Consider the following 20000-nt stretch of genomic DNA (forward strand, 5'->3'; position numbering starts at 1 on the left):
GGTTGAAAGCTGTTCTATTTTAAAAAGTAGTTTTTTTCCACCCCTGCCACCATTGGCATTATCTACTTTTAACCACTCATATTTATTTGATTTTCTAGTTACCGCAAGTCTTAAAGCTCCCTCGCTTACATTATAAACTTGTGCGGCTTCTTTAGTTTCTAAGAAGTACATTTTATTTTAAACCTTGTGGAAGCTCATTAATAATGCCAAGTTCTAAGAGTTTTTCAAATACGGCTTTAGTATTAGCTTTTGCTTTATATTTTTCAGAATAAAGTCCATTCACTACACGAAATAAGCTCATATAATGAAGATTTTTGGGCAAATTTTTTAAGATTAATACCATTATCTTCAAAGTATTGTTTTAACAAAATATCTCCTTCAATTTGTAATTTTTATTTCAAATTGATATTTTTTAAGATACAATTTGTAAATAATTTTTCAAATTATAATGCAAAATGTATTATTTATCAATATAAATTATGCATTTTTGATAATAAATTATTCAAAAAGTATTATTATGGATTATAAAAATATTAGAGAAATTTTTGACAAAATCATTGAAATTCATAACCTTGAAAAAGATGAAGAGTTAGCGGAGCTTTTGCAAGTTAATTTTAATACTTTAAAAAGCTGGCTACAAAGAAAGCATATTCCATATAAAGATAGAGAAAAAGTTTATAATGCTTTAAGTATTAACCAAATAAATACTAATCAAAAAGAAACTAATTTTTATTCTATACCAAAACTCAATATTTCAGCTTCTGCTGGCGGTGGTAATGAACTAATAGGACTTGAAGAGTATGAAAGTGGAGAAATGCTTGAGCTTAGCAAAGCATTCTTTAAAACAATTCCAAAAAATGTAAAAGCTATTAAAGTTGATGGTTATTCTATGATTCCTATGCTTTTGCCTGATAGCTGGGTTATATTTGAAGAAGTGCATGAATATCAAGGAGATGGGTTATATATTTTAAACTTTGATAATCAGCTCATGGTTAAACTTTTACAATTAGATCCAATAAGTAAAATTTTAGACATTATCAGTGTAAATAAGGATTATAAAAGCTATAGTATAGACTTAAAAGATTCACAAATCGAATTGATCATACAAGGTAAGGTTTTGCGTTCTATTATATAGAAAAACAAAGTTAAAGAAATATAATAGTTATATTTTAAGTTTAAGCTTTATAGAAAAATAAAATTTCCACTTTTATGGAAGTTTTATTTTTCCAAATGGAAATTTTATTTTTCCGCCGACAGAATTTCTAATTCTTTTTCTTCTTTGCTTTTTATTAAAGCGCAAGAGTTTAAAAATACTAAAGCTAAAATTACTAAAATGATTTTCATTTATAGTCCTTGGCTTTTAAGAATATAATAAGTTGCATAAAAAGTTATATTTATTTTACCAATCATAAAATTAAAAATATTAAATCAATTTTAAGTATAAGATTGCTTTATTTTTGAAATTTCTTGACTTTATATAAGAATTTTTATAAATATCTTTTTGTTATAATTTCACTTTGTGTAATTAAAAAAAATATATCCCTAAAAAGGTTCTAATGAAAAATATTTTAGAAGATCAATTATTAAAGCATCCTTTATACTCCAAAATTCAAAGATTAAAAGAATTAAATTATGGAAATAAGCTTTATTTAAAAGATGGCGTGATCTTAAATACAAACAATACTCAAAAAGATGAAATTTTAGAAATTGCAAAAGAACTAAAACCATGGAGAAAGGGTCCTTTCCAAATAGATGATCTTTTTATCGATACTGAATGGCAAAGTTTTATTAAATTTAATATTTTAAAACCTTTTATGGGTGAAATTTCAGGAAAAACCGTAGCAGATATTGGGTGTAATAATGGTTATTATATGTTTAAAATGCTTGAATTTGATCCAGCATTATTGGTAGGTTTTGATCCCTCTATAAAATATCGATTACAATTTGAACTTATCAATGCCCTAGCTAAAACCTCAATAAAATATGAGCTTTTAGGTGTTGAAGATCTTCCAAACTATCCACTTAAATTTGATGTGATTTTTTGCCTTGGAGTAATTTATCATAGAAGCGATCCAATTAAAATGCTAAAAGAGTTAAAATCGGGACTCAATAAAAATGGAGTGGTTTTTTTGGACACTATGTATATAGAAGATAAAAGAGAAATTGCACTTGTTCCAAATAAAACTTATTCGAAAATTCCAAATATTTATTTTATTCCAAGTATAAGCGCTTTAAAAAATTGGTGTGAAAGAGCGGGTTTTAAAGATTTTCAAATTTTAGGCACTAAAAAAACCGATGAAAATGAGCAAAGAAAAACAGAATGGATTGACTCTTACTCATTAAATAATTTTTTAGATCCAAACGATAAAAACCTTACTGTAGAAGGTTATGAGGCTCCAAAAAGAATTTATGTAAAAATAAAGATATAAATTATTTTTATTTTTTGCCGATTTTCATTTTTGAATTTATAGATAAAATATTTATCAAAAAAAGGTAGCAAATGGCAAAAAAAGACAATTTTGAAGACTATGTACAACTTGAAGAATATGCCTCACAGGAAAATTTATCTAAAGTAAGATCTGAACTTACAACCTGTTTAGAACTCAATACTTCAGTAGCAGGCACCATTATCGAAATTGATAAAAATTTTGCCAAATCTATTTTGATTACAACAAATGATATGGTAGTTGATGAACATGGATTGATTTTTGATGCTTTTATATTTGCTGCTGCTAATTATGTTGCGCAAGCTGCAATTAACAAAGAATTTTCTGTCGTTATAGGCACAAAATGTTTTTTTTATGCTCCATTAAAAATAGGTGATATTCTTGAACTTGAAGCCCATGCTTTATTTGATGAAACGTCTAAGAAAAGAGATGTTAAAGTGGTCGGATATACAAAAGATATAAAAATATTTGAAGGCACGATACAAATTGTAACCACAGAAGAACATATTTTTAATTTAAAACGTCCGCCACTTAATTCAACCAAAGATATACAACAAGGAGAAAATTCAAACACATCTAATGTTAATCCCGATGCAATGGCAGCAACCATTTTAGCTTCAATGGGAAAATAATTAAGGAGTCATTTTAATATCAATCCAGTTATTAGGACAATCTTTATGATATATTCCGCTTGCATCATAATACTCCTTGCAATCATCATAAAAACGATTTGAAATTCCTCTTTCATTAATAAAACATCCAGAAAATCCCAAAAGTGACACTATAATCAGTATATATTTTTTCATAACCACACTTAAAACCTATTTTGCTTACGCCATTTATAAGGCTCAATCGGATTTTTTTCCCGCCAAAGTCCCAATTTATATTTTTGTGCATTTTTTTGCTCTTTAATATATGCATTTGTATAATAAGTATCAGCCCACGCATAGCCTTTACTCACCAACCAACAATTAATATCTATATTATTAAGCTTGACAACAGCAATAATTCTACCATAAATATCTTTATTTTTATAAAAAATTTCCACTTCTTTATTTTTTAAAATTTGATCCAAATTATTTTTAGCTTCTTTTCCAAAATTTTGCTTGATTTCAGGTGCATCTATGCCAAAAAATCTCACCTTGTTTGTTTTATTGGAATTTAAAATTTCTATAGTATCACCATCAATAACCCTAACGACCTTAGCTCTAAAGCTTGGCATTTTTGCCATATAATTTTGAATAAATATAATTGCAAGCGAAAAAATCAAAATCGCTAAGAGTTTTTTAGGGTCACTCAAAACGCTTCTTAAATTTAAGATTTTATTATAATTTATTCTCAACTTTATCCTTATTTTTTAAAAAATATGCCATAATTTTAACAAAGAAAAGGAGATAAAATGCAAAAAGTTATAGATAATTTTAAAGATTTATGTAAAATTCCACATTGTAGTTATGAAACAGAACAAATGAAAGAATTTTTAGTCAATTATTCTAAAGATAAAAATTTTATAGTTAATGTAGATGAAGCTGGAAATATCCACGCTATCAAAGGCAATCCTAAACTTTGTTTGCAAAGTCATTATGATATGGTATGCATGGGAGATGCACCTAAAGTGGATGTTTATGAAGAAAATGGATATTTAAAAGCTAAAAATTCAAGTTTAGGCGCAGATAATGGCATAGGCATAGCGATTATGATGAGTGCAATGAATCAGTTTGAAAATTTAGAATGCCTTTTTACCAACAATGAAGAAGTTGGTCTCATGGGAGTAAATTCTTTAGAGCATACTATAAAATCAAATATGCTTTTAAATTTAGATCATGAAAGTGATAATGAAATCATGATAGGTTGTGCTGGTGGTGTTGATATAGAAGCAACTTTGTCTTATAACAATATAAAAAGCAAGGGCAAGATTTATGAACTACAAGCACAAAATTTTAAAGGTGGTCATTCAGGAATTAATATCATAAACAATGAAAAAAGCTCCGTTAAAGAAATGGCTAAATTTATAAAACAAAATCACGGGAAAATCATATTTTTTGAAGGCGGAGAAAGGGTTAATTCTATACCAAAACATGCCAAAGCTTTAGTATGCTTTGAAAACGAAGTTAAAAGCAATGAATGGATAAGATGTGAATTTAAAGGCGAAAAAGAATTTGAAATTTGCGATCAAAGTGATAAGCTTTTAGATACCATCAATAGCTTTTCCCATGGAGTAAGAGCTTATGATGAAAATCTGGGTATAGTTCAAACCAGCATCAATCTTGCAACCTTAAAAATGCAAAACAATCAAATAGAATTTGCACTTTTTGCAAGATCTAATACTCTAGATGGTTTAGAACAAATTGAATTTGAAACTTTACAATTTTTCAAAGCTTTTGGTTATCAAAGTAAAAGTTTCAACTTTTACCCACCTTGGGAAGGCAAGCCAAACGCACTCAGCGACTTAGTTTTCAAAGCTTTAAAAAAAGTATCTCCCGAGGCTAAAATTTCAGCCATTCATGCAGGACTCGAATGCGGCATTATAGAGAAAAAACAAAAATTACTGTGTGCCTCTATAGGTCCAAATATTTATAATCCTCATTCTACAGACGAGCGTTGTGAAATAGCCTCTGTAGAAAAAATTTCTAAAGTTGTTTTTGAAGTTTTGCAAAATCTTAATTAATTTTAAAACTCCTTGTGTGTTTTTTTAACAAAAACACACAAAATAAGGAGCACATTCCCACAAAAATAAAATAAAATCCTAAATATTTTTCATATAAAAAATCAATCACAAAAGGTGTAAAAAAAGCCAATAAAGCATAAGAAATATTATAAGAAAAACTTAAGCCGCTTAATCTGATTTCATTTTTAAAAATTTGAGTCATAAAAACAGGTGCAAAAGTAATAATGCCTTGCGAAAAGCAAACAATCAAAAAATACCATAAAAATTGCTGATTATAAAAACTAAAAAAGATTCCAAAAATCATTAATATGATACTAAAAAAGGAACAAATTTTATAACTCCCCCATTTACTAGCTAAAAATCCTTGGACTATAGTTCCAAAAATGACAACCAAAATTCCAAAATTTTGCATCCATAAACTTTGAGATGAAGTAAAATTAAATATCGATGAAAAATATTTTGGCAAAATCATTAAAGTTGCAATGCCGCTTGTTAAAACCACAGTCATTAAAAAACAAATAAACATACTCATTTTATGTGTTTTTAAAGCTTGCTTTAGCGGAAATTTTAAAAGCTGATTTTGAAGCTTCAATTTTAAAAATTCTGGAGTTTCATTTATTTTTTTTCTTAAAAACAAAATAAAAATTCCAAATATTCCAGCCAAAACAAAGGGAAGTCTCCATGCATATTGCTCTACTTGATCTTTAGAAAAATAACTATCTAAAATCAAAATTGTAAAATTTCCCAACAATAACCCTAAAGTTAAGGCAGCAGAAGCAAAGCCAAGTGCAATAGGAATTTTATTTCCCTTTGCAAATTCGCTGATATAAACCCAAGCTCCACTTACCTCAGCCCCTATAGCCAAACCTTGCAAAATACGAATTAAAAATAAAGCAAAAGTAGAATATAACCCTATTATTTCATAAGTAGGTAAAAAAGCTAAAAAAAGACTAGGAATAACCATCAAAAATACAGATAAATAAAAGATATTTTTGCGACCATATCTATCCCCAAAATGCGCCATTATTATGGCTCCAAATGGACGAACCAGATAAGCTATTCCAAAAGATATATAAGTATTTATTTGAGTCCAAAAAAAATTATTTTGTGGAAAAAAAATCTTAGAAAAAATATCTAAAAAAAATACAAAAAGGACAAAATCGTAAAATTCTAATACTCCACCCATTAACGCATAAGTAATATTTTTATATTTTTTTTGCATATTTTTTCACAATAAAGGAAAAACCTTTATTGTATCTTACCGCCTTCAATAACCACATCATCAGCTTGAACATCATCTCCAAAATGCTGCTTTAATGTTTCATCGTAGGCTTTATGAAAAAAACGCTCTTTACCTAGCTTAATGATTAAATTATCAATAAATTGCTTAAGCTCTTTATCGCCTTTTTTAACCGCAGGAGCTATAACATCTTTATTTCCTAACTCTTTAATCGCCATTTTAAATTGAGGATGATCTTTTACCCAAGCAAAAAGCAAAGTATTATCATGACTTAAAGCATCTCCTCTTTTATCCATTAAAGCTGCAAAAGTTTCAGTATTTTGATCATATTTTAAAGTCTTTATATCAGGATAATTTTTTGTAAAATACGCATCCGCTGTTGTCCCTTTGTTTATAAGCAAAGTTTTATCTTTTAAATCCTCTATATTATGAATAGTGCTATCCTTTGGAGTAACAACCCCTAAAGCCACTTTCATATAAGGCAAACAAAAATCCACCTGCTCTGCTCTTTCTGGAGTTTGAGTAAAATTAGCCAAAATAATATCAACCTTATTTGATTTTAAAAATTCCACCCTATTAGCAGCTTCAACAAGTACAAATTGGACTTTATTCTCATCTCCTAAAAGTTCTTTTGCTATACGCTTAGCTAAATAAACATCATAACCTTGATTTTTGCCTTTTTCATCCACATAGCCAAAAGGAGGTTTATCACCAAAAACACCTATTCTTACAACTCCATTTTGTTTAATTTTTTCAAGAGAATTAACCTGTTTTGAATTTTCTCCACAAGCACTTAAAAATATAGCGAATATGGCTGCAAAAATACCTAAAAATAAATTCTTCATTTTGTCCTTTCTTTAAATCATTTTTAAAATTTTAAGAAAGGTATTATACTTAAAAATTTTTATTTTTTATTCTATTTTTGTATAAAATCTAAAAGTTTCTTGTTATAATTTTGTCTTCGTAAAATAAAAAAGGGAGAAATATGAAAAAAAATCTCGCACTTGGCGTCAGTTTAGTTTTCTTTGTAGCGTGTAGTAATAATTCACTAGATCAATCCATTGTAAAAAAATACGAAAATGCTCTCAATACACAGATTAAAGAAGAACAAAATTCAAGCAAAGAATTTTTTAAATTCAATGATTTTAAATGCCAAAACGATGGTAGTTTTATAAAGTGTATGAGTCCCAATTTAGAAGTTTTTAATCCTGAAAATCATAAAAAAATATTTGGAATTGAAAATGTAGAGTATAAATTTAATGGAATTTATACAGGAGATAAAAAGGGCCTAATTTCCTTTCGAGAATTATTAAATTTTTTATTTTCTAAAAATGAAAAATTGCAAGATGAAATTATTTTTAAAAACCTAAAACTCAGCGATGAAGCAATTAGTGAATTGGATAAAATAAATTTAAATAGAAATCAAAAAATCAATGATTATCTTAAAGAATTAATCTCCAATCCTTTTACAATATCATTTAAAAATTTAAACACCAAAAAGAATGATGAAAATAATAATTATCTTTCTAACATAAATATCCAAAGCAATGATCAACTCAATCTAAATCTTAGCGCTAATATAGATTATAAGCTTAAATTATTAGATGTGTTAGATTCTTATGGCTTTAAATATGATATAGATTCAATTTCGATTAAAAATGTCGATGAAAATAATACAAATAAAATCGATCCAGATTCTACACTCTCTCAAATATTAGAAAATATTACCATTCACGATACAAAACTCACGTTTTCTTTAGATACTAAAGAGATTTTTAAAGATTATATTGAAATGGCTAATTCCATGCTTAAAATAGCCAAAGAAAACAGTAAAGATGAAAAACAAACTTTAGTTATAGATAAAGCTCTAAAAGCACTTGAAAAAATTACTCAAAATCCAACCTATAAACTCAATATAGAAGTATTTTTTAAAGATATTCCTTTAAGCACATATTCCAAAGAAAAAGAAAAAGCTATAGAAAAATTAACCATTAATGGTGAAGATTTCACTGAAGTTGTTTCTATTCTTGGTGATTCTTATGTGCCACTATATTAAAATGGAGAAAAATCTCCATTTTAATGATCCAAAAGGATCATGATGAAAATTTTATTCTCTCCAAGCGAAAGCAAAAATCAAAATTGCACACAAAATCCAATCAATGAAAATTCTTGTATTTTTAAAGAATTATTCACCTTTAGAATGCAAGCTCTAAGCAAGTATGAAGAATATATTCAACATTCTAGCTTAGAGGATTTGAAAGAGCTTTTTGGTATAAAAAATGAAAATGAGATAAATAAATTCAAACACGATTTAAGAAAAGCTCCTACTCAAAGTGCTATAACACTTTACAATGGTGTAAGTTATGAGTATTTAAATTTCAGTTCTTTGACCCTTGAGAGTCAAAATTATATTTTAGAAAATACCCTTATATTTTCTAATCTTTTTGGGGTTGTAAAGGCTAGCGACACTCTTCCTTTTTATAAATTTAAACAAGGTGCAAAGCTTGGAAATTTCAATATAGAAAAATTTTATAAAGAGCATTTTAGTGATGCTTTAGATGGGTATTTGCAAAATGAAGAAATTCTTGATTTAAGAGCAGGATTTTATGATAAATTTTATATTCCTAAAAAGAATTTTTTTACTTATAAATTTATAAAAAATGGTAAAGTAGTGAGTCATTTTGCAAAAGCTTATAGGGGAATTTTACTTGCTTTGTGTGCAAATATAAAAGCTAAAAACAATCAAGAAATATTAGATAATCTCCCTTCAAACCTTAAACTCAAAGAAATTCAAATCAAAGGTTTAAAAGAAGAAATTACACTTGAAATATTAGATTCTATTTAAGATATTTTAAAACTAAACTCGCATAATAGCTTGCCGCCATAGGCAAAAGCTCATCATTAAAGATATAATGAGAATTGTGTAAGTATATATCATTTTCATTCTCTAAAAAAGCATAAGCACATTTTCTCATTTCACAAAAAAATCCAAAATCTTCACTTCCCATTAAAGGCTGATGATTAAATTCGCAATTTTCTTCACCAAAAATTTCTTTAGCAACTTCTGATGCAAATTCCACCGCTTTATCGTTATTGATAGTTATAGGGGCTATAACTTCTTTTGAAATTTTAATTTCTACATCATTTGCATCCGCTATTCCTTGACAGATTTTACGAAGTTTTTCTTCAGTTAATTTTCTAGTTTCATTATCAAGCGATCTAATACTAACTTTTAAAATAGCATTATCTGGGATGATATTAAAAGCATGGCCTGAATTAAAAGCACCGATGCTCACAACGGCAGAATTTTGCGGAGCAACATTTCTAGATACTATACTTTGCAAAGCCATTACAAGTAAAGAAGCCACATAAATAGGATCTTTGGTTTTTTCAGGAGCACTTCCATGTCCTCCTTTGCCAATAACTTCTAAAGTATAACTATCAGAAGAAGCCATCATGGCACCTTTTTTTAAATAAAATTTCTTAGATGATCCAAAAGGCATATTATGCCATCCAAAGATAAAATCGCTATCAAATTTTTCAAACAATCCATCTTTTATCATTTCATTTGCACCGCCTAAGCCCTCTTCGGCAGGTTGAAAATAAAGATTTAAAGTTCCGTTGAAATCTTGATTTACTAAATATTTTGCAGCAAGCAATAAAGAACTTGTATGCCCATCGTGTCCGCAAGCGTGCATTATATTTTCTTTTTTGCTTTTATAATCTACTTGGGTACATTCTTGCATAGGTAAAGCATCCATATCCGCACGAAGTCCAATTTTTTTAGCGCTATTTCCTTTTTTAAGAACTCCAACAACACCTGTTTTTCCAATACCTTCATAAACTTCATAGACAAATTCTTTTAATTTTTCAGCCACTAATTTTGCGGTTTGAATTTCATCAAAGCCTAGCTCTGGATTTTCATGAATTTGATGACAAATTTTTACAAATTCATCTTTTAAATCTACAATTTCTGGTATGAGTTTCATTTTATTTTTCTCCTTCCATAAAATGATCTTTTTTAGGCAAAACAAACAGTGATACAATAGCTGAAACCAAAATCAAAATAAACATATAAGCAAAACCTAAAGTAAAACTTTTTGTTTTATCAACACTAAATGATACAATTTCAAGATTTAAAGATAAAATAATAAAAGTTATCGTCCAAAAAGTACTCATAATATAAGCACTACGTTGTGGATTTGCGTCTTTTAACTCAGAGGGAAGATTAAAGAAAAAAGGCCACCATAAAGAGAAAAATAAACCTGATAAAACAGCAAAAATTTCTACCATGATCCATTTTTTTAAGAAAAGCATACAAATTCCACTTGCAAGCATACACAAACTTCCAACCAAAAGCATCTTTTTAAAAGAATAACCCTTTCTTTTAAAATAAATTCCTATAAAAGGCCCAAAAATGATAGCTGCATTAGCCAAAACAGGAATTTCTTTTTTTGCGATTTCGGCTAATTCTTTAGTAAAATCTGCATATTCTACGTAAAATGTAGGTAAAAATGTAAAAATAGAATTTAAAAATAAAATCGGCCCCATATAAAAAACAATCATACCCCAAGTTAAACGTGATTTAATAGCTGATAAAAACTCTTTTTTATTGTCTATTTTTTCTTGTTTTTCATCCACCTTTTGATCTTTTCCCATAAAGATCCAAAGAATAATGAGTACCAAATTTATCCACGCATAAAAAGACAAAGAATAACGCCAATTTCCAAAATAATTTGAAATGCTTTCTGCAAAAAGAATTCCTATAATATACCCTACTATATTTGAGTTTGTATTGATACTGATCATAAAATGCAAACTTTTCTTTTCAAACCATTGTTGAGTAATAGGCACTAAACACACTAACGCACAAGCTGAACCAAGCCCCATTAAAAAACGTACGATTAAAATTCCAAGATAGCTTTCTATAAAAGTTAAAAATACACTTGAACTCATCAAAAGACAGCCTAAAAAATATCCTTTTTTAAGTCCAAATTTGTAAATTAAAAAAGCCGTAAAAGAAGCGCCGAAAATTTTTGCAACAACAACAATACTTGTAATCAAAGTAGCTTTTTGATTATCTAGCCCCAAATCTGCTTTTATTAGAGGCATTAAAGACCCTGTAGAAGCCCAAGAAGCACTAAAAACAGCATAAACACTAAATATAATAAAAGCAACTCCTATACGCTGCATATTAAATAAAAATGAATTTTGCACAAATACTCCTTATTTTGTTGATGCAATTTTAACAATACTTTTTGCCACCTCAAAACTTTGATAAAAAGATTTTAAAGGCAAAAACTCAAATGCAGAATGAAAATTATGTGCTCCGGTAAAAAAATTTGGCGCAAATAAGCCTTTTAAGGCCAAAGCACTTCCATCAGTTCCTCCTCTCATAGGAAAAGTCTTTGGCTTGATATTGCATTCATCAAAAGCTTGATATAAAATTTCTAAGCCTATTTTGTTATCATCATTCATACTATCTTTGAGGTTAGAATACACATCTTCTATTTTTAAGGATATAACCGATCTTTTATATCGTTTTTGCATAAATTCAACCACTTCTTTAATGTATTGTTTTTTTTCTTCATATTTTTGTTTATTGTGATCTCTAATATTTAAATACAAACTTGCTTTAATTTGATCAGAATGAAATTCTTGTACCCAAATATAACCTTCATCATCTTCTGTATTTTCTGGAGTTTGCAATCTATCAAAACAATTAGCGATATCTATGCCTATTAAAGTTGGATTTAAAAGCACTCCTTTGGCGCTCATAGGATGCGCACTCACTCCTTGTATTTCTATAAAAGCTGATCCTGCATTAAAGGTTTCAAATACCAATTCTCCAAGCTCACAGCAATCAATCGTAAAAGCAAAATCAGGTTTAAAATACTCAAGATCAAGCATTTTAGAACCTCTAAGTCCTATTTCTTCATCGGGAACAAAACTTACATAAATATCCCCGTGCTCACATTTTTCATGAACCAAATAATGAAGCAAAGTCATGATGGTTGAAATAGCTGCTTTATTATCAGCCCCTAAAACACTTGTTCCATCTGAAAAGATAATCTCTTCATTCATATATTTTAAAAGTTCAGGATGGTCTTTAGGATCACACATGATATTTTTTTCTTTATTTAAACATAAAGCCTCACCCTCAAATTTTAAAATTTGAGGCTTTATCACATCGCTAAGACCCACATCTACTGTATCTAAATGAGCACAAAAGCCCACGCTTTTTTTATTTGAATTTCCTTTAAGTTTTGCAGTCAATATAGCATTATCTTGCAATAAAATATCACTAAGCCCTAAATTTTCAAGTTCTTTTTTTAATAAAAGTGCTAAATCGTATTGTCCTTTAGAACTAGGCGAATTTTGAACCTTTGCATTGCTTTGAGAAGGTATAGCAAGATAATTAAAAAAATTATCAATTTGAAGTTTTCTATAATCCATGTTTTATCCTTATGTAGAAATGTTAAAAACAATAAATTTTAATCTTTTAATAAGATCTTTTGTTGAAGAAAGAGGTAGGAAAATATTTTCAAAAAGTAAATTCACCAAGAATCCTTAATCTTTGATTAAAATAATTATATAATAGCCGATTCTTAATTTTAAATAAAATTGTTTATTTTTTATAAAAAATCATTTTTTTTTAAGAAAAATGTTATAGTATTACACACAAAAAAAGGAGTAAAGATGCAGCATTTATTATTTGTATTTTTAATTATTGTATTTTTATTTGCAATTTTTATTATTATTATGCGTTACGAAGGAAAAATCAAACTCTTAAATCAAAATATTCAAAATGTAAAAGAAGACATTGCAGAACTTAAAGAAATTACAAAGAAAAATAGAACTTTAATTGAAAAAAACCGCTCAAATATAGAAAATATTGCTAATAATTAAACAAAAGAAACGCTTAATCTATAAATCATATTATGATTAAAAGTCAGGGAAAAAGTTTTATGGCTACTTTTTTCGTTTTTATTTTTATAAATAAAACTCTTTAAAAAACGAAACAAAGAAACGCTTGACATTTTTCCTTGTAAAATAACATACATAGTATTTTGAGAAATTCCATATTTATAGCTTGCGCCGCTTGGAAAAGCCTCAAGATCAAAATTTAAACTATCATAAGAGCTATCATAATCCATAATCTCAAGCTTAACAAAACTAACTTCCATTTCTTCAAATTCTATATTTTTAAAAATTTCAAGCTTATCTTCTTTTGAGATCTCTATAATATCGCTTTGAATGTCATTTTCACTTTTAATGATAAAATTGGCATTCTCAAAAATTCTAGAAAATGATTTTATAATTTTAAATTTTTGACTTGATTTTTCAATTGCATTTTCTTTGGACTCATTTTTGATCTCATCTTTGTTTTCTTCTTTTTCAAAGAAATTTTCCACTATAATAACATCTTCGCCGACATTCACTTCTAAATGCTTTATAATCTCATCAAATGAAAAGCTTTCATCGCTAAATTCTAAAACACTAATATTTTTAGTAATAAAATCCACCCCATCTCTATTGGCAATTTTATCCTTAATCACAAATGCTTCATTGCAAAAACTAGATTTCTCAATCTCATATTCGCTACTTTTTCCCATAAAAACGATTTTCATTATAAAACCTCAGCAATAAGCTCCAATGGATGTGCAAAAACTACTTTACTTGATTTTTGCTCTAAATTATTAGAAATTTGCATCCTACAAGCTGAACATTCAGCACTGACAAAATGAGCCATGGTTTGATTGATCATTTCTACCTTTTTTTTACCCACGCTTAAAGTTTTATCATAATGCTTTGTTTGCATGCTTATTCCACCAAAGCCACAACAAGTATCGGAATCTTGCATTTCTATATAGGCATAATTGGCTTTTAATAATTCTCTTGGTTCTTTAAAAACCCCTTGCATTCTTCTTGCATGACAAGGATCGTGATAGGTAATGCTGTATTTTTTTTGCTTTTTATTCTTCAAGAGTTCTTTTAAAGAGGTAAATTGATATAAATATTGACTTGCTATATAAATTTTAGAAGAAATCTTTTTAGCACGATTAGCCCATTCTTGTTCATCTTGCATCATAAAAAAACGTTCGTAATCGATTTTTAGCATAGCAGAACAAGTGGCTTCAGGTATGATTATCGCATCAAGTTTTTCCAATTTTTCCTCAAAATATTCTATATTTTTTTTAGCTAAAATTTCAACACTTTTAAAATCTCCAGAAAAAAAATGCGCTACTCCGCAACAAGCTTGTTTTTTCATCAAATCAACATTGATTTTTAATTCTTTTAAAATTTTTAATGTAGAAAAACCTGTTTTTGTATAACAATAATTCGTCAAACAACCCACATACAAACCTATGGTTTTACTTCCACCATTATCTATAAAATCAGGATTTAAATTTAAAAAACTTTTTTTATTAAAACTTGATAAAAATCGACCTTTTTTTATAAAAGGCATTGAAAATTTAGCCCTCATGCCTAAATTTTTTTCAAAATCTTTATTTTGAATATGAAAGGCACAGCTTTGAAATATATAGCCCAATTTTGCTAATATATCAAGCCATTTTCGATTTTTCAAGCACGAAAGTATAATTTTTTTATACCAAGGCATACCGAGTTCTTTTACTAGTTCAGAACGCATTTTTTCTATAGCACTATCCACGCTTAATTTACTAGGACAAATCTCCACACAATGATTACATAAAAAACAAGACTCAAAAACACTTTCAAGTTCTTTACTAGATTCTAATTTTCCTTCCTTGTATGATACTATGAGATCCAAAAAACCTCTAGGGCTTGTAACCTCATCATAATTGATATCATAAATAGTACAATTAGGTATGCATTTACCACATTTTACGCAAAGATCTGAAACATAATTCATACTGTTTTAGAAAAAACTTTCTTTTCTTCGCTGATATTTTTCATATAAGCATCAAAGCACATAGCGATATTGCGTATCAATAAAACACCTGTTTCATTAACTTTAATATCGTTTTCGCTTATATTTAAAAAATCTTCATATTCTTTTAAAGCTTTCAAATCTTCTTTAAAATACTCTTTAAAATTTATCTTAAATTCTTCTTCGACTTTTTTAATATCAAGCTTAAAATTAGCCATTAAATTCATGATCACATATTTTCTAAGCTCATCGTCAAAATTCAATTTCACACCTCTTTCAAAAGGCAATCTTCCTTCATCAATAGCCCTTTCATAGCTTGACATATCTTTAAAATTTTGTGCATAATGACTTTTTCCTTCACCAATACTTGTAAGCCCTATACCGATCAAATCCGCACCACCTTTGGTAGTATAGCCTTGAAAATTTCTATGCAAAGTACCATTTTCTAAAGCTTTAAAAAGCTCGTCATTTTCTTTAGCAAAATGATCCATTCCTATCATTTTATAGCCATTTTGACTTAAAAATTTTTCACAAAATTCTAAAATTTGAAGTTTTATATCTGGACTTGGCAAAGTGTTTTCATCAAATTTTCTCATATTTTTCTTAAGCCAAGGCACATGAGCATAATTAAAAATTGCCAAACGATCTGGATTTAAAATCAAGATTTTTTCTAAAGTTTGAGTAAAACTTTCTAAAGTTTGATAAGGCAAACCATAAATTAAATCCATATTAACAGATTTTATGCCTCTATCTCTTACTAATTTTAAAACATTTTTAGTCAAATCAAAGGGTTGAATTCTATGAATTTCTTTTTGCACCCTCTCATCAAAATCTTGTACTCCAAAACTAATACGGTTAAAACCATATTTAGTTAAAATATCAGCTTGTTCTTCATTTAAAAAACGAGGATCAATCTCACAACTAACTTCAGCATCTAAAGCAAAATTTTCAAATACAGATTTAATTTTTAAAATAAGTTTTTCAAGTTGTTGAGCACTAAAAAAAGTAGGAGTCCCTCCACCAAAATGCATTTGTACTACTTCTTTTTTTGTATTGATTAAAGAACTTAAAATATCAAGTTCTTTTAGGATATAATTTAAATATTTTTCCTTGCTTTCTTCTTTTGCGGTATAAATCACATTGCATCCGCAAAAATAACAAGCACTTCTGCAAAAGGGCAAATGAAAATAAAGTGATAAAGATCTATTTTGTTGTTTTAAAATTTCTAAATACTCTTCATATTTAAAATCAGTATTAAATTCTACAGCTGTAGGATAAGATGTGTAACGAGGCCCTGCTTTAGAATATTTTACAAAAGCTTTATAATTTCTCATTGTTTTTTACCCTTTCAACCATGGCTTCCATATCCATAAATAAATTAGGATGCTCTTTTTTTATATCCACAACAAGCTTTTCTAAATCTATGTTAAATTCCATTAAGCCTTCTTTGACACGCTTTTTAATTTCATCCATAGCAACCACCCACGCATCATTAAAATCTATAGGAATTTGCTGATAAATTGCCTTTTCTAATTTTAATTCAAAATTTTCCTTTTGAGTTTGTTTCAAGCTTTCTAAAATATTTTTCAAACTACTCAAAGAAATCATAGTATGGATTTCATCATTTTCATCCACTATAAACCAAGGCTCAGGAGAATCAAAATTACCATTTTTAAGTACCAAACAAGCTTCATTTTCTTTACTTGATTGTCTCATTTCAAAAATAGCTCTATCTTCTTTTTTCATACCCAAATTTTGACTAAATTCATCAATACGTTTTAAGCAAGTGCTGTATTTTTCAAGTTCTTTCATTTAAAAAACTCCTTTTATTTTAGCTTGTAAAGTTCAAAATTTTATATTTTTCAATTTTATAAAAATCATATTAATTATAATTTTACCTTATTTTTTAACATTATAGCCAATTCTTTAGCATGATAAGTAATAATGAGTTTTGCGCCCGCTCTTTTAAACGCTATCATTGTCTCATACAATAGTTTTTCATAATCAATCACACCTGCTTTTTCCGCAGCCTTTAACATGGCATACTCACCGCTAACATTATAAACACATAAAGGCAAATTTGAATGAAGTGAGATTTCTTTTACCACATCAAGATAAGCAAGAGCGGGTTTAACCATTAAAATATCAGCTCCTTGTTTTTCATCTTCTAAACTTTCCCCCAAAGCTTCTTTAGCATTAGCAAAATCCATTTGATAGCTTTTTCTATCACCATAACTAGGAGCTGATTCTGCTACATCGCGAAATGGTCCATAATAGCTTGAAGCAAATTTAGTAGAATACGCCATTATAGGTAAATTTTCAAAACCCTCCTGATCGAGTGCTTGACGCAAGGTTTCGATAATACCATCCATCATTCCACTTGGCGCTATCATATCAACCCCTGCTCTAGCATGAACTAATGCTTGTTTGGCTGAAATTTTTAAGGTTGCGTCATTGTCTACACTTTTAGTTTTTGCACTAACAATACCACAATGTCCGTGATCTGTATATTCGCAAAAACAAAGATCGCTGATAACAAAAAGATTAGGGAATTCTTTTTTAATTTCCCTTATGCTTCGCGCAATAAGTCCCTCATCATCAAGCGCGTCACTTCCACAACTATCTTTCTTATCATTTTCAAGAACTCCAAAAAGTATAATCGCTTTTATGCCAAGATCGACAATAATTTTGCACTCTTTTAAAATTTCATCCAAACTCATTTGAAAAACATCTGGCATGGATGAAATTTCTTTTTTTACACCCTCGCCATTAACAACAAAAAGAGGATATATTAAATCATTAATATTTAAAAAATTTTCTCTTACCATTGATCTTAAATTTTCATTTATTCTAAGTCTTCTAAAGCGCTTAAACATTTTTTGTCCTTTTTATGTTAGAATTGTCATAAAATTTTAACATAAATTTATTCATGAAAGTGAGCAATGACTATAAAAATTTCAGAAATAGCAAATTTACCTAGCAAATGGGGGAATTTTAAAATACAAAGTTTTAAAGAAAACGATAAAGAACATCTATGCATTTTTAAAGACAAACCAAAAGATATATTAAATCTTAGAATTCATTCAGAATGTTTAACGGGAGATGCCTTAGGAAGTTTAAAATGTGATTGTGGGGAACAATTAGAATTTTCTTTAAAATATATTGAACAAAATGGAGGTATGATTATATATCTTAGGCAAGAAGGCAGAGGTATAGGACTTTTCAATAAAGTCAATGCTTATGCTCTGCAAGATAAAGGCTTAAATACTATAGAAGCTAATCATCAACTTGGCTTTAAAGCCGATGAAAGAACTTATGAAATAGTAGATTTCATACTCAAACATTATAAAATTTCTAAGATAAACTTACTTACAAATAATCCAGAAAAATTAGAAAGCTTAAAAGATAAAATTTTAGTGCGAATCCCAGTGCTTATAAATCCGAACCGCTTTAATAAAAATTATTTAGACATCAAGCAATCACAAATGGGGCATTTGCTTTGAATTTGGATTTTTTATACCCTATTTTAGACAATTTCAATCAAAAAGATTTTGAAGAAAAGGTAAAAATTTATCAAGAAAATTTGATGAAATTTAATAAAATTCACAATCTCACTCAAATTAAAAATATCGAAGAAAATATTATAGATAGCATAAGAATTCTTCGTTTTTTTGATTTTACAAAGGCAAAAAATATAGTGGATATAGGCAGTGGAGCTGGATTTCCTGCTATTTTTTTAGCTTTTTTACTTAAAAGCAATTTCTATCTTTTTGAACCAAATCCTAAAAAAGCTGCTTTTTTAAGAACAATAAAAATAGAATGTGAATTGTCTAATCTAAATATTTGCAAAGAAAAAGCACAGGAAAATAAAAATAATATTAAAGCTGATATTATCACCTCTAGAGCCTTGATGGACATAAAGCCTTTGATGCAAATTTGTAAAAATTTAAGCTCTGAAAAAACGACTTTCATCTTATGGAAAGGCAGTGAAATTTATAAGGAATTAGAGGGTTTAGAAAATAAAAATTATCAAATTTTTGAAGATGGTTTTAGAAAATACTGCATTTTAAGTAGCCAAAAAGCTACTTAAAAATTATTTTACTATATCTGCACTAAAAGTAAGGTCAACTAAAGGCCAAGAAATTCCCCCATGTCCAGGAGCTGCATCACTTAAAGCTTTTAAAGCTTCAGAGCTGTTTTTAAATGCGTGCAAATCAAGTTGTCCTTTAGCAACAAATTTATCATTATCTATAGTGTAACTTAAAGGCACTATTACACTTTTTTTATTCATGGTAACTTTTGCAGAAATGAGACCTTTGTTATCTCCTGCGATCACATCTTGAAACATTACTTTAATATCTGATTTATCTAAAAATTTTGGGAAAAATACCTTGGTAATATTGTGAGTGATGACATCATTCCCTTCACCCATAAAAGCACTGCTTGGTTTGATAACAGCTTTTGCGCCTTTTAAGTAGCCTATTAAATCTTTAGCTTTTTTGGAGAATTTATACTTTACATCTTTAAATTCTCCGCTCACTCCAATCATATCTTTAGTTTTATAACCCTCAAAATCAACTTTTAAAGTATCTTGCTTAAAAGAGAATGCGCTCAAATTTGAAGCAAGCAATAAAGAAACCGCTGCACTGATCAAAATCTTTTTCATTTTGTTTCCTTTTTTATGAATTTTTAAAATGACTTTAAATTATAATACATATTTTTAAATGAAAA

22 protein-coding genes and 1 pseudogene are annotated in these 20000 nt (G+C 28.3%); 9 read left to right on the top strand and 14 right to left on the bottom strand.

Going from position 1 to position 20000, the window contains the following annotated elements; genetic code table 11:
* Nucleotides 1-172: 172 nt before the first annotated feature.
* Nucleotides 173-368, bottom strand: a pseudogene (locus H2277_RS06570) (hypothetical protein).
* 149 nt (nucleotides 369-517) lie between these two features.
* On the opposite strand from H2277_RS06570, the gene H2277_RS06575 reads away from it, so the two are divergent.
* The 3 genes from H2277_RS06575 (at nucleotide 518) to H2277_RS06585 (ending at nucleotide 3079) form a co-directional block, all read left to right on the top strand.
* The gene (locus H2277_RS06575; protein WP_337201545.1) at nucleotides 518-1135 is read left to right on the top strand and encodes a S24 family peptidase; all 618 of its coding nucleotides are present in this window, start codon (nucleotides 518-520) and stop codon (nucleotides 1133-1135) included.
* Between the two features lie 421 nt (nucleotides 1136-1556).
* A complete protein-coding gene (gene cmoB, locus H2277_RS06580) occupies nucleotides 1557-2429 on the top strand; it encodes a tRNA 5-methoxyuridine(34)/uridine 5-oxyacetic acid(34) synthase CmoB (RefSeq protein WP_407928564.1) in 873 nt (290 codons plus the stop codon).
* 71 nt (nucleotides 2430-2500) lie between these two features.
* Nucleotides 2501-3079 (top strand): hypothetical protein, encoded by a 579-nt coding sequence (locus tag H2277_RS06585; RefSeq protein WP_337201546.1) that lies wholly within the window; start codon nucleotides 2501-2503, stop codon nucleotides 3077-3079.
* Here H2277_RS06585 and H2277_RS06590 read toward each other — a convergent pair whose 3' ends face one another.
* A complete protein-coding gene (locus H2277_RS06590) occupies nucleotides 3080-3253 on the bottom strand; it encodes a hypothetical protein (RefSeq protein WP_337201547.1) in 174 nt (57 codons plus the stop codon).
* An 8-nt stretch (nucleotides 3254-3261) separates the two neighbouring features.
* Nucleotides 3262-3789 (bottom strand): thermonuclease family protein, encoded by a 528-nt coding sequence (locus H2277_RS06595; protein WP_337201548.1) that lies wholly within the window; start codon nucleotides 3787-3789, stop codon nucleotides 3262-3264.
* 57 nt (nucleotides 3790-3846) lie between these two features.
* Between H2277_RS06595 and H2277_RS06600 the strand changes: the two genes are divergently transcribed.
* The gene (locus H2277_RS06600; protein WP_337201549.1) at nucleotides 3847-5115 is read left to right on the top strand and encodes a M20/M25/M40 family metallo-hydrolase; all 1269 of its coding nucleotides are present in this window, start codon (nucleotides 3847-3849) and stop codon (nucleotides 5113-5115) included.
* Here the strand turns inward: H2277_RS06600 and H2277_RS06605 are convergent.
* Together H2277_RS06605 and H2277_RS06610 are read right to left on the bottom strand one after the other, a co-directional pair.
* Nucleotides 5108-6337, bottom strand: coding sequence for an MFS transporter (locus tag H2277_RS06605; RefSeq protein ID WP_337201550.1), 1230 nt, complete (start codon nucleotides 6335-6337; stop codon nucleotides 5108-5110). The genes H2277_RS06600 and H2277_RS06605 overlap by 8 nt on opposite strands.
* A gap of 26 nt (nucleotides 6338-6363) precedes the next feature.
* Complete coding sequence (locus tag H2277_RS06610; protein ID WP_337201551.1) at nucleotides 6364-7200, bottom strand: cysteine ABC transporter substrate-binding protein; 837 nt, start codon at nucleotides 7198-7200, stop codon at nucleotides 6364-6366.
* A 140-nt stretch (nucleotides 7201-7340) separates the two neighbouring features.
* Between H2277_RS06610 and H2277_RS06615 the strand changes: the two genes are divergently transcribed.
* The gene (locus tag H2277_RS06615) at nucleotides 7341-8411 is read left to right on the top strand and encodes a JlpA family lipoprotein adhesin (RefSeq protein ID WP_337201552.1); all 1071 of its coding nucleotides are present in this window, start codon (nucleotides 7341-7343) and stop codon (nucleotides 8409-8411) included.
* Nucleotides 8412-8453: 42 nt separating this feature from the next.
* On the top strand, nucleotides 8454-9200 hold the full coding sequence (locus H2277_RS06620; protein ID WP_337201553.1) for a peroxide stress protein YaaA: 747 nt from the start codon (nucleotides 8454-8456) through the stop codon (nucleotides 9198-9200).
* Here the strand turns inward: H2277_RS06620 and H2277_RS06625 are convergent.
* From H2277_RS06625 to pepT, 3 genes are read right to left on the bottom strand one after another with little or no spacing between them, the layout of a single operon-like run.
* On the bottom strand, nucleotides 9193-10344 hold the full coding sequence (locus H2277_RS06625) for a M20 aminoacylase family protein (RefSeq protein ID WP_337201554.1): 1152 nt from the start codon (nucleotides 10342-10344) through the stop codon (nucleotides 9193-9195). The genes H2277_RS06620 and H2277_RS06625 overlap by 8 nt on opposite strands.
* Before the next feature lies 1 nt (nucleotide 10345).
* Nucleotides 10346-11572 (bottom strand): MFS transporter, encoded by a 1227-nt coding sequence (locus H2277_RS06630; protein ID WP_337201555.1) that lies wholly within the window; start codon nucleotides 11570-11572, stop codon nucleotides 10346-10348.
* Nucleotides 11573-11581: 9 nt separating this feature from the next.
* A complete protein-coding gene (gene pepT / locus H2277_RS06635; protein WP_337201556.1) occupies nucleotides 11582-12811 on the bottom strand; it encodes a peptidase T in 1230 nt (409 codons plus the stop codon).
* 243 nt (nucleotides 12812-13054) lie between these two features.
* Here pepT and H2277_RS06640 point away from each other — a divergent pair, with 243 nt between their 5' ends.
* Entirely contained in the window at nucleotides 13055-13264 is a 210-nt protein-coding gene (locus tag H2277_RS06640; RefSeq protein ID WP_337201557.1) for a hypothetical protein, read from the top strand.
* On the opposite strand, the gene H2277_RS06645 is transcribed toward H2277_RS06640, so the two are convergent.
* From H2277_RS06645 to hemB, 5 genes are all read right to left on the bottom strand, one after another.
* Nucleotides 13261-13989, bottom strand: coding sequence for a DUF5416 family protein (locus H2277_RS06645; protein ID WP_337201576.1), 729 nt, complete (start codon nucleotides 13987-13989; stop codon nucleotides 13261-13263). The two genes, H2277_RS06640 and H2277_RS06645, sit on opposite strands and share 4 nt — an antisense overlap.
* A complete protein-coding gene (locus H2277_RS06650) occupies nucleotides 13986-15251 on the bottom strand; it encodes a (Fe-S)-binding protein (RefSeq protein WP_337201558.1) in 1266 nt (421 codons plus the stop codon). The genes H2277_RS06645 and H2277_RS06650 overlap by 4 nt, the downstream gene beginning before the upstream one ends.
* Complete coding sequence (gene hemN, locus H2277_RS06655) at nucleotides 15248-16603, bottom strand: oxygen-independent coproporphyrinogen III oxidase (protein ID WP_337201559.1); 1356 nt, start codon at nucleotides 16601-16603, stop codon at nucleotides 15248-15250. The genes H2277_RS06650 and hemN overlap by 4 nt, the downstream gene beginning before the upstream one ends.
* Entirely contained in the window at nucleotides 16590-17081 is a 492-nt protein-coding gene (locus H2277_RS06660; protein ID WP_337201560.1) for a DUF2603 domain-containing protein, read from the bottom strand. The genes hemN and H2277_RS06660 overlap by 14 nt, the downstream gene beginning before the upstream one ends.
* Nucleotides 17082-17155: 74 nt before the next feature.
* Entirely contained in the window at nucleotides 17156-18145 is a 990-nt protein-coding gene (hemB, locus tag H2277_RS06665; RefSeq protein WP_337201561.1) for a porphobilinogen synthase, read from the bottom strand.
* 66 nt (nucleotides 18146-18211) lie between these two features.
* On the opposite strand from hemB, the gene ribA reads away from it, so the two are divergent.
* Together ribA and rsmG are read left to right on the top strand one after the other, a co-directional pair.
* Nucleotides 18212-18772 carry a GTP cyclohydrolase II gene (gene ribA, locus H2277_RS06670; protein ID WP_337201562.1) on the top strand — a complete coding sequence of 187 codons (561 nt, stop codon included), beginning with the start codon at nucleotides 18212-18214 and terminating at the stop codon, nucleotides 18770-18772.
* Between the two features lie 2 nt (nucleotides 18773-18774).
* Nucleotides 18775-19359 (top strand): 16S rRNA (guanine(527)-N(7))-methyltransferase RsmG, encoded by a 585-nt coding sequence (gene rsmG, locus H2277_RS06675; RefSeq protein ID WP_407928565.1) that lies wholly within the window; start codon nucleotides 18775-18777, stop codon nucleotides 19357-19359.
* 3 nt (nucleotides 19360-19362) lie between these two features.
* Here the strand turns inward: rsmG and H2277_RS06680 are convergent, their stop codons facing one another.
* Complete coding sequence (locus H2277_RS06680; RefSeq protein ID WP_337201564.1) at nucleotides 19363-19935, bottom strand: hypothetical protein; 573 nt, start codon at nucleotides 19933-19935, stop codon at nucleotides 19363-19365.
* Between the last annotated feature and the right edge of the window lie 65 nt (nucleotides 19936-20000).

The organism is Campylobacter sp. W0014 (assembly GCF_020135975.1).
Lineage (GTDB): Bacteria > Campylobacterota > Campylobacteria > Campylobacterales > Campylobacteraceae > Campylobacter_D.

Bases quoted from the DNA above. Each gene is read 5' to 3' on its own strand.
- H2277_RS06575 (WP_337201545.1), top strand. From the start codon at position 518: ATGGATTATAAAAATATTAGAGAAATTTTTGACAAAATCATTGAAATT.
- cmoB (WP_407928564.1), top strand. From the start codon at position 1,557: ATGAAAAATATTTTAGAAGATCAATTATTAAAGCATCCTTTATACTCC.
- H2277_RS06585 (WP_337201546.1), top strand. From the start codon at position 2,501: ATGGCAAAAAAAGACAATTTTGAAGACTATGTACAACTTGAAGAATAT.
- H2277_RS06590 (WP_337201547.1), bottom strand. From the start codon at position 3,253: ATGAAAAAATATATACTGATTATAGTGTCACTTTTGGGATTTTCTGGA.
- H2277_RS06600 (WP_337201549.1), top strand. From the start codon at position 3,847: ATGCAAAAAGTTATAGATAATTTTAAAGATTTATGTAAAATTCCACAT.
- H2277_RS06605 (WP_337201550.1), bottom strand. From the start codon at position 6,337: ATGCAAAAAAAATATAAAAATATTACTTATGCGTTAATGGGTGGAGTA.
- H2277_RS06610 (WP_337201551.1), bottom strand. From the start codon at position 7,200: ATGAAGAATTTATTTTTAGGTATTTTTGCAGCCATATTCGCTATATTT.
- H2277_RS06615 (WP_337201552.1), top strand. From the start codon at position 7,341: ATGAAAAAAAATCTCGCACTTGGCGTCAGTTTAGTTTTCTTTGTAGCG.
- H2277_RS06620 (WP_337201553.1), top strand. From the start codon at position 8,454: ATGAAAATTTTATTCTCTCCAAGCGAAAGCAAAAATCAAAATTGCACA.
- H2277_RS06625 (WP_337201554.1), bottom strand. From the start codon at position 10,344: ATGAAACTCATACCAGAAATTGTAGATTTAAAAGATGAATTTGTAAAA.
- pepT (WP_337201556.1), bottom strand. From the start codon at position 12,811: ATGGATTATAGAAAACTTCAAATTGATAATTTTTTTAATTATCTTGCT.
- H2277_RS06640 (WP_337201557.1), top strand. From the start codon at position 13,055: ATGCAGCATTTATTATTTGTATTTTTAATTATTGTATTTTTATTTGCA.
- H2277_RS06650 (WP_337201558.1), bottom strand. From the start codon at position 15,251: ATGAATTATGTTTCAGATCTTTGCGTAAAATGTGGTAAATGCATACCT.
- hemN (WP_337201559.1), bottom strand. From the start codon at position 16,603: ATGAGAAATTATAAAGCTTTTGTAAAATATTCTAAAGCAGGGCCTCGT.
- H2277_RS06660 (WP_337201560.1), bottom strand. From the start codon at position 17,081: ATGAAAGAACTTGAAAAATACAGCACTTGCTTAAAACGTATTGATGAA.
- hemB (WP_337201561.1), bottom strand. From the start codon at position 18,145: ATGTTTAAGCGCTTTAGAAGACTTAGAATAAATGAAAATTTAAGATCA.
- ribA (WP_337201562.1), top strand. From the start codon at position 18,212: ATGACTATAAAAATTTCAGAAATAGCAAATTTACCTAGCAAATGGGGG.
- H2277_RS06680 (WP_337201564.1), bottom strand. From the start codon at position 19,935: ATGAAAAAGATTTTGATCAGTGCAGCGGTTTCTTTATTGCTTGCTTCA.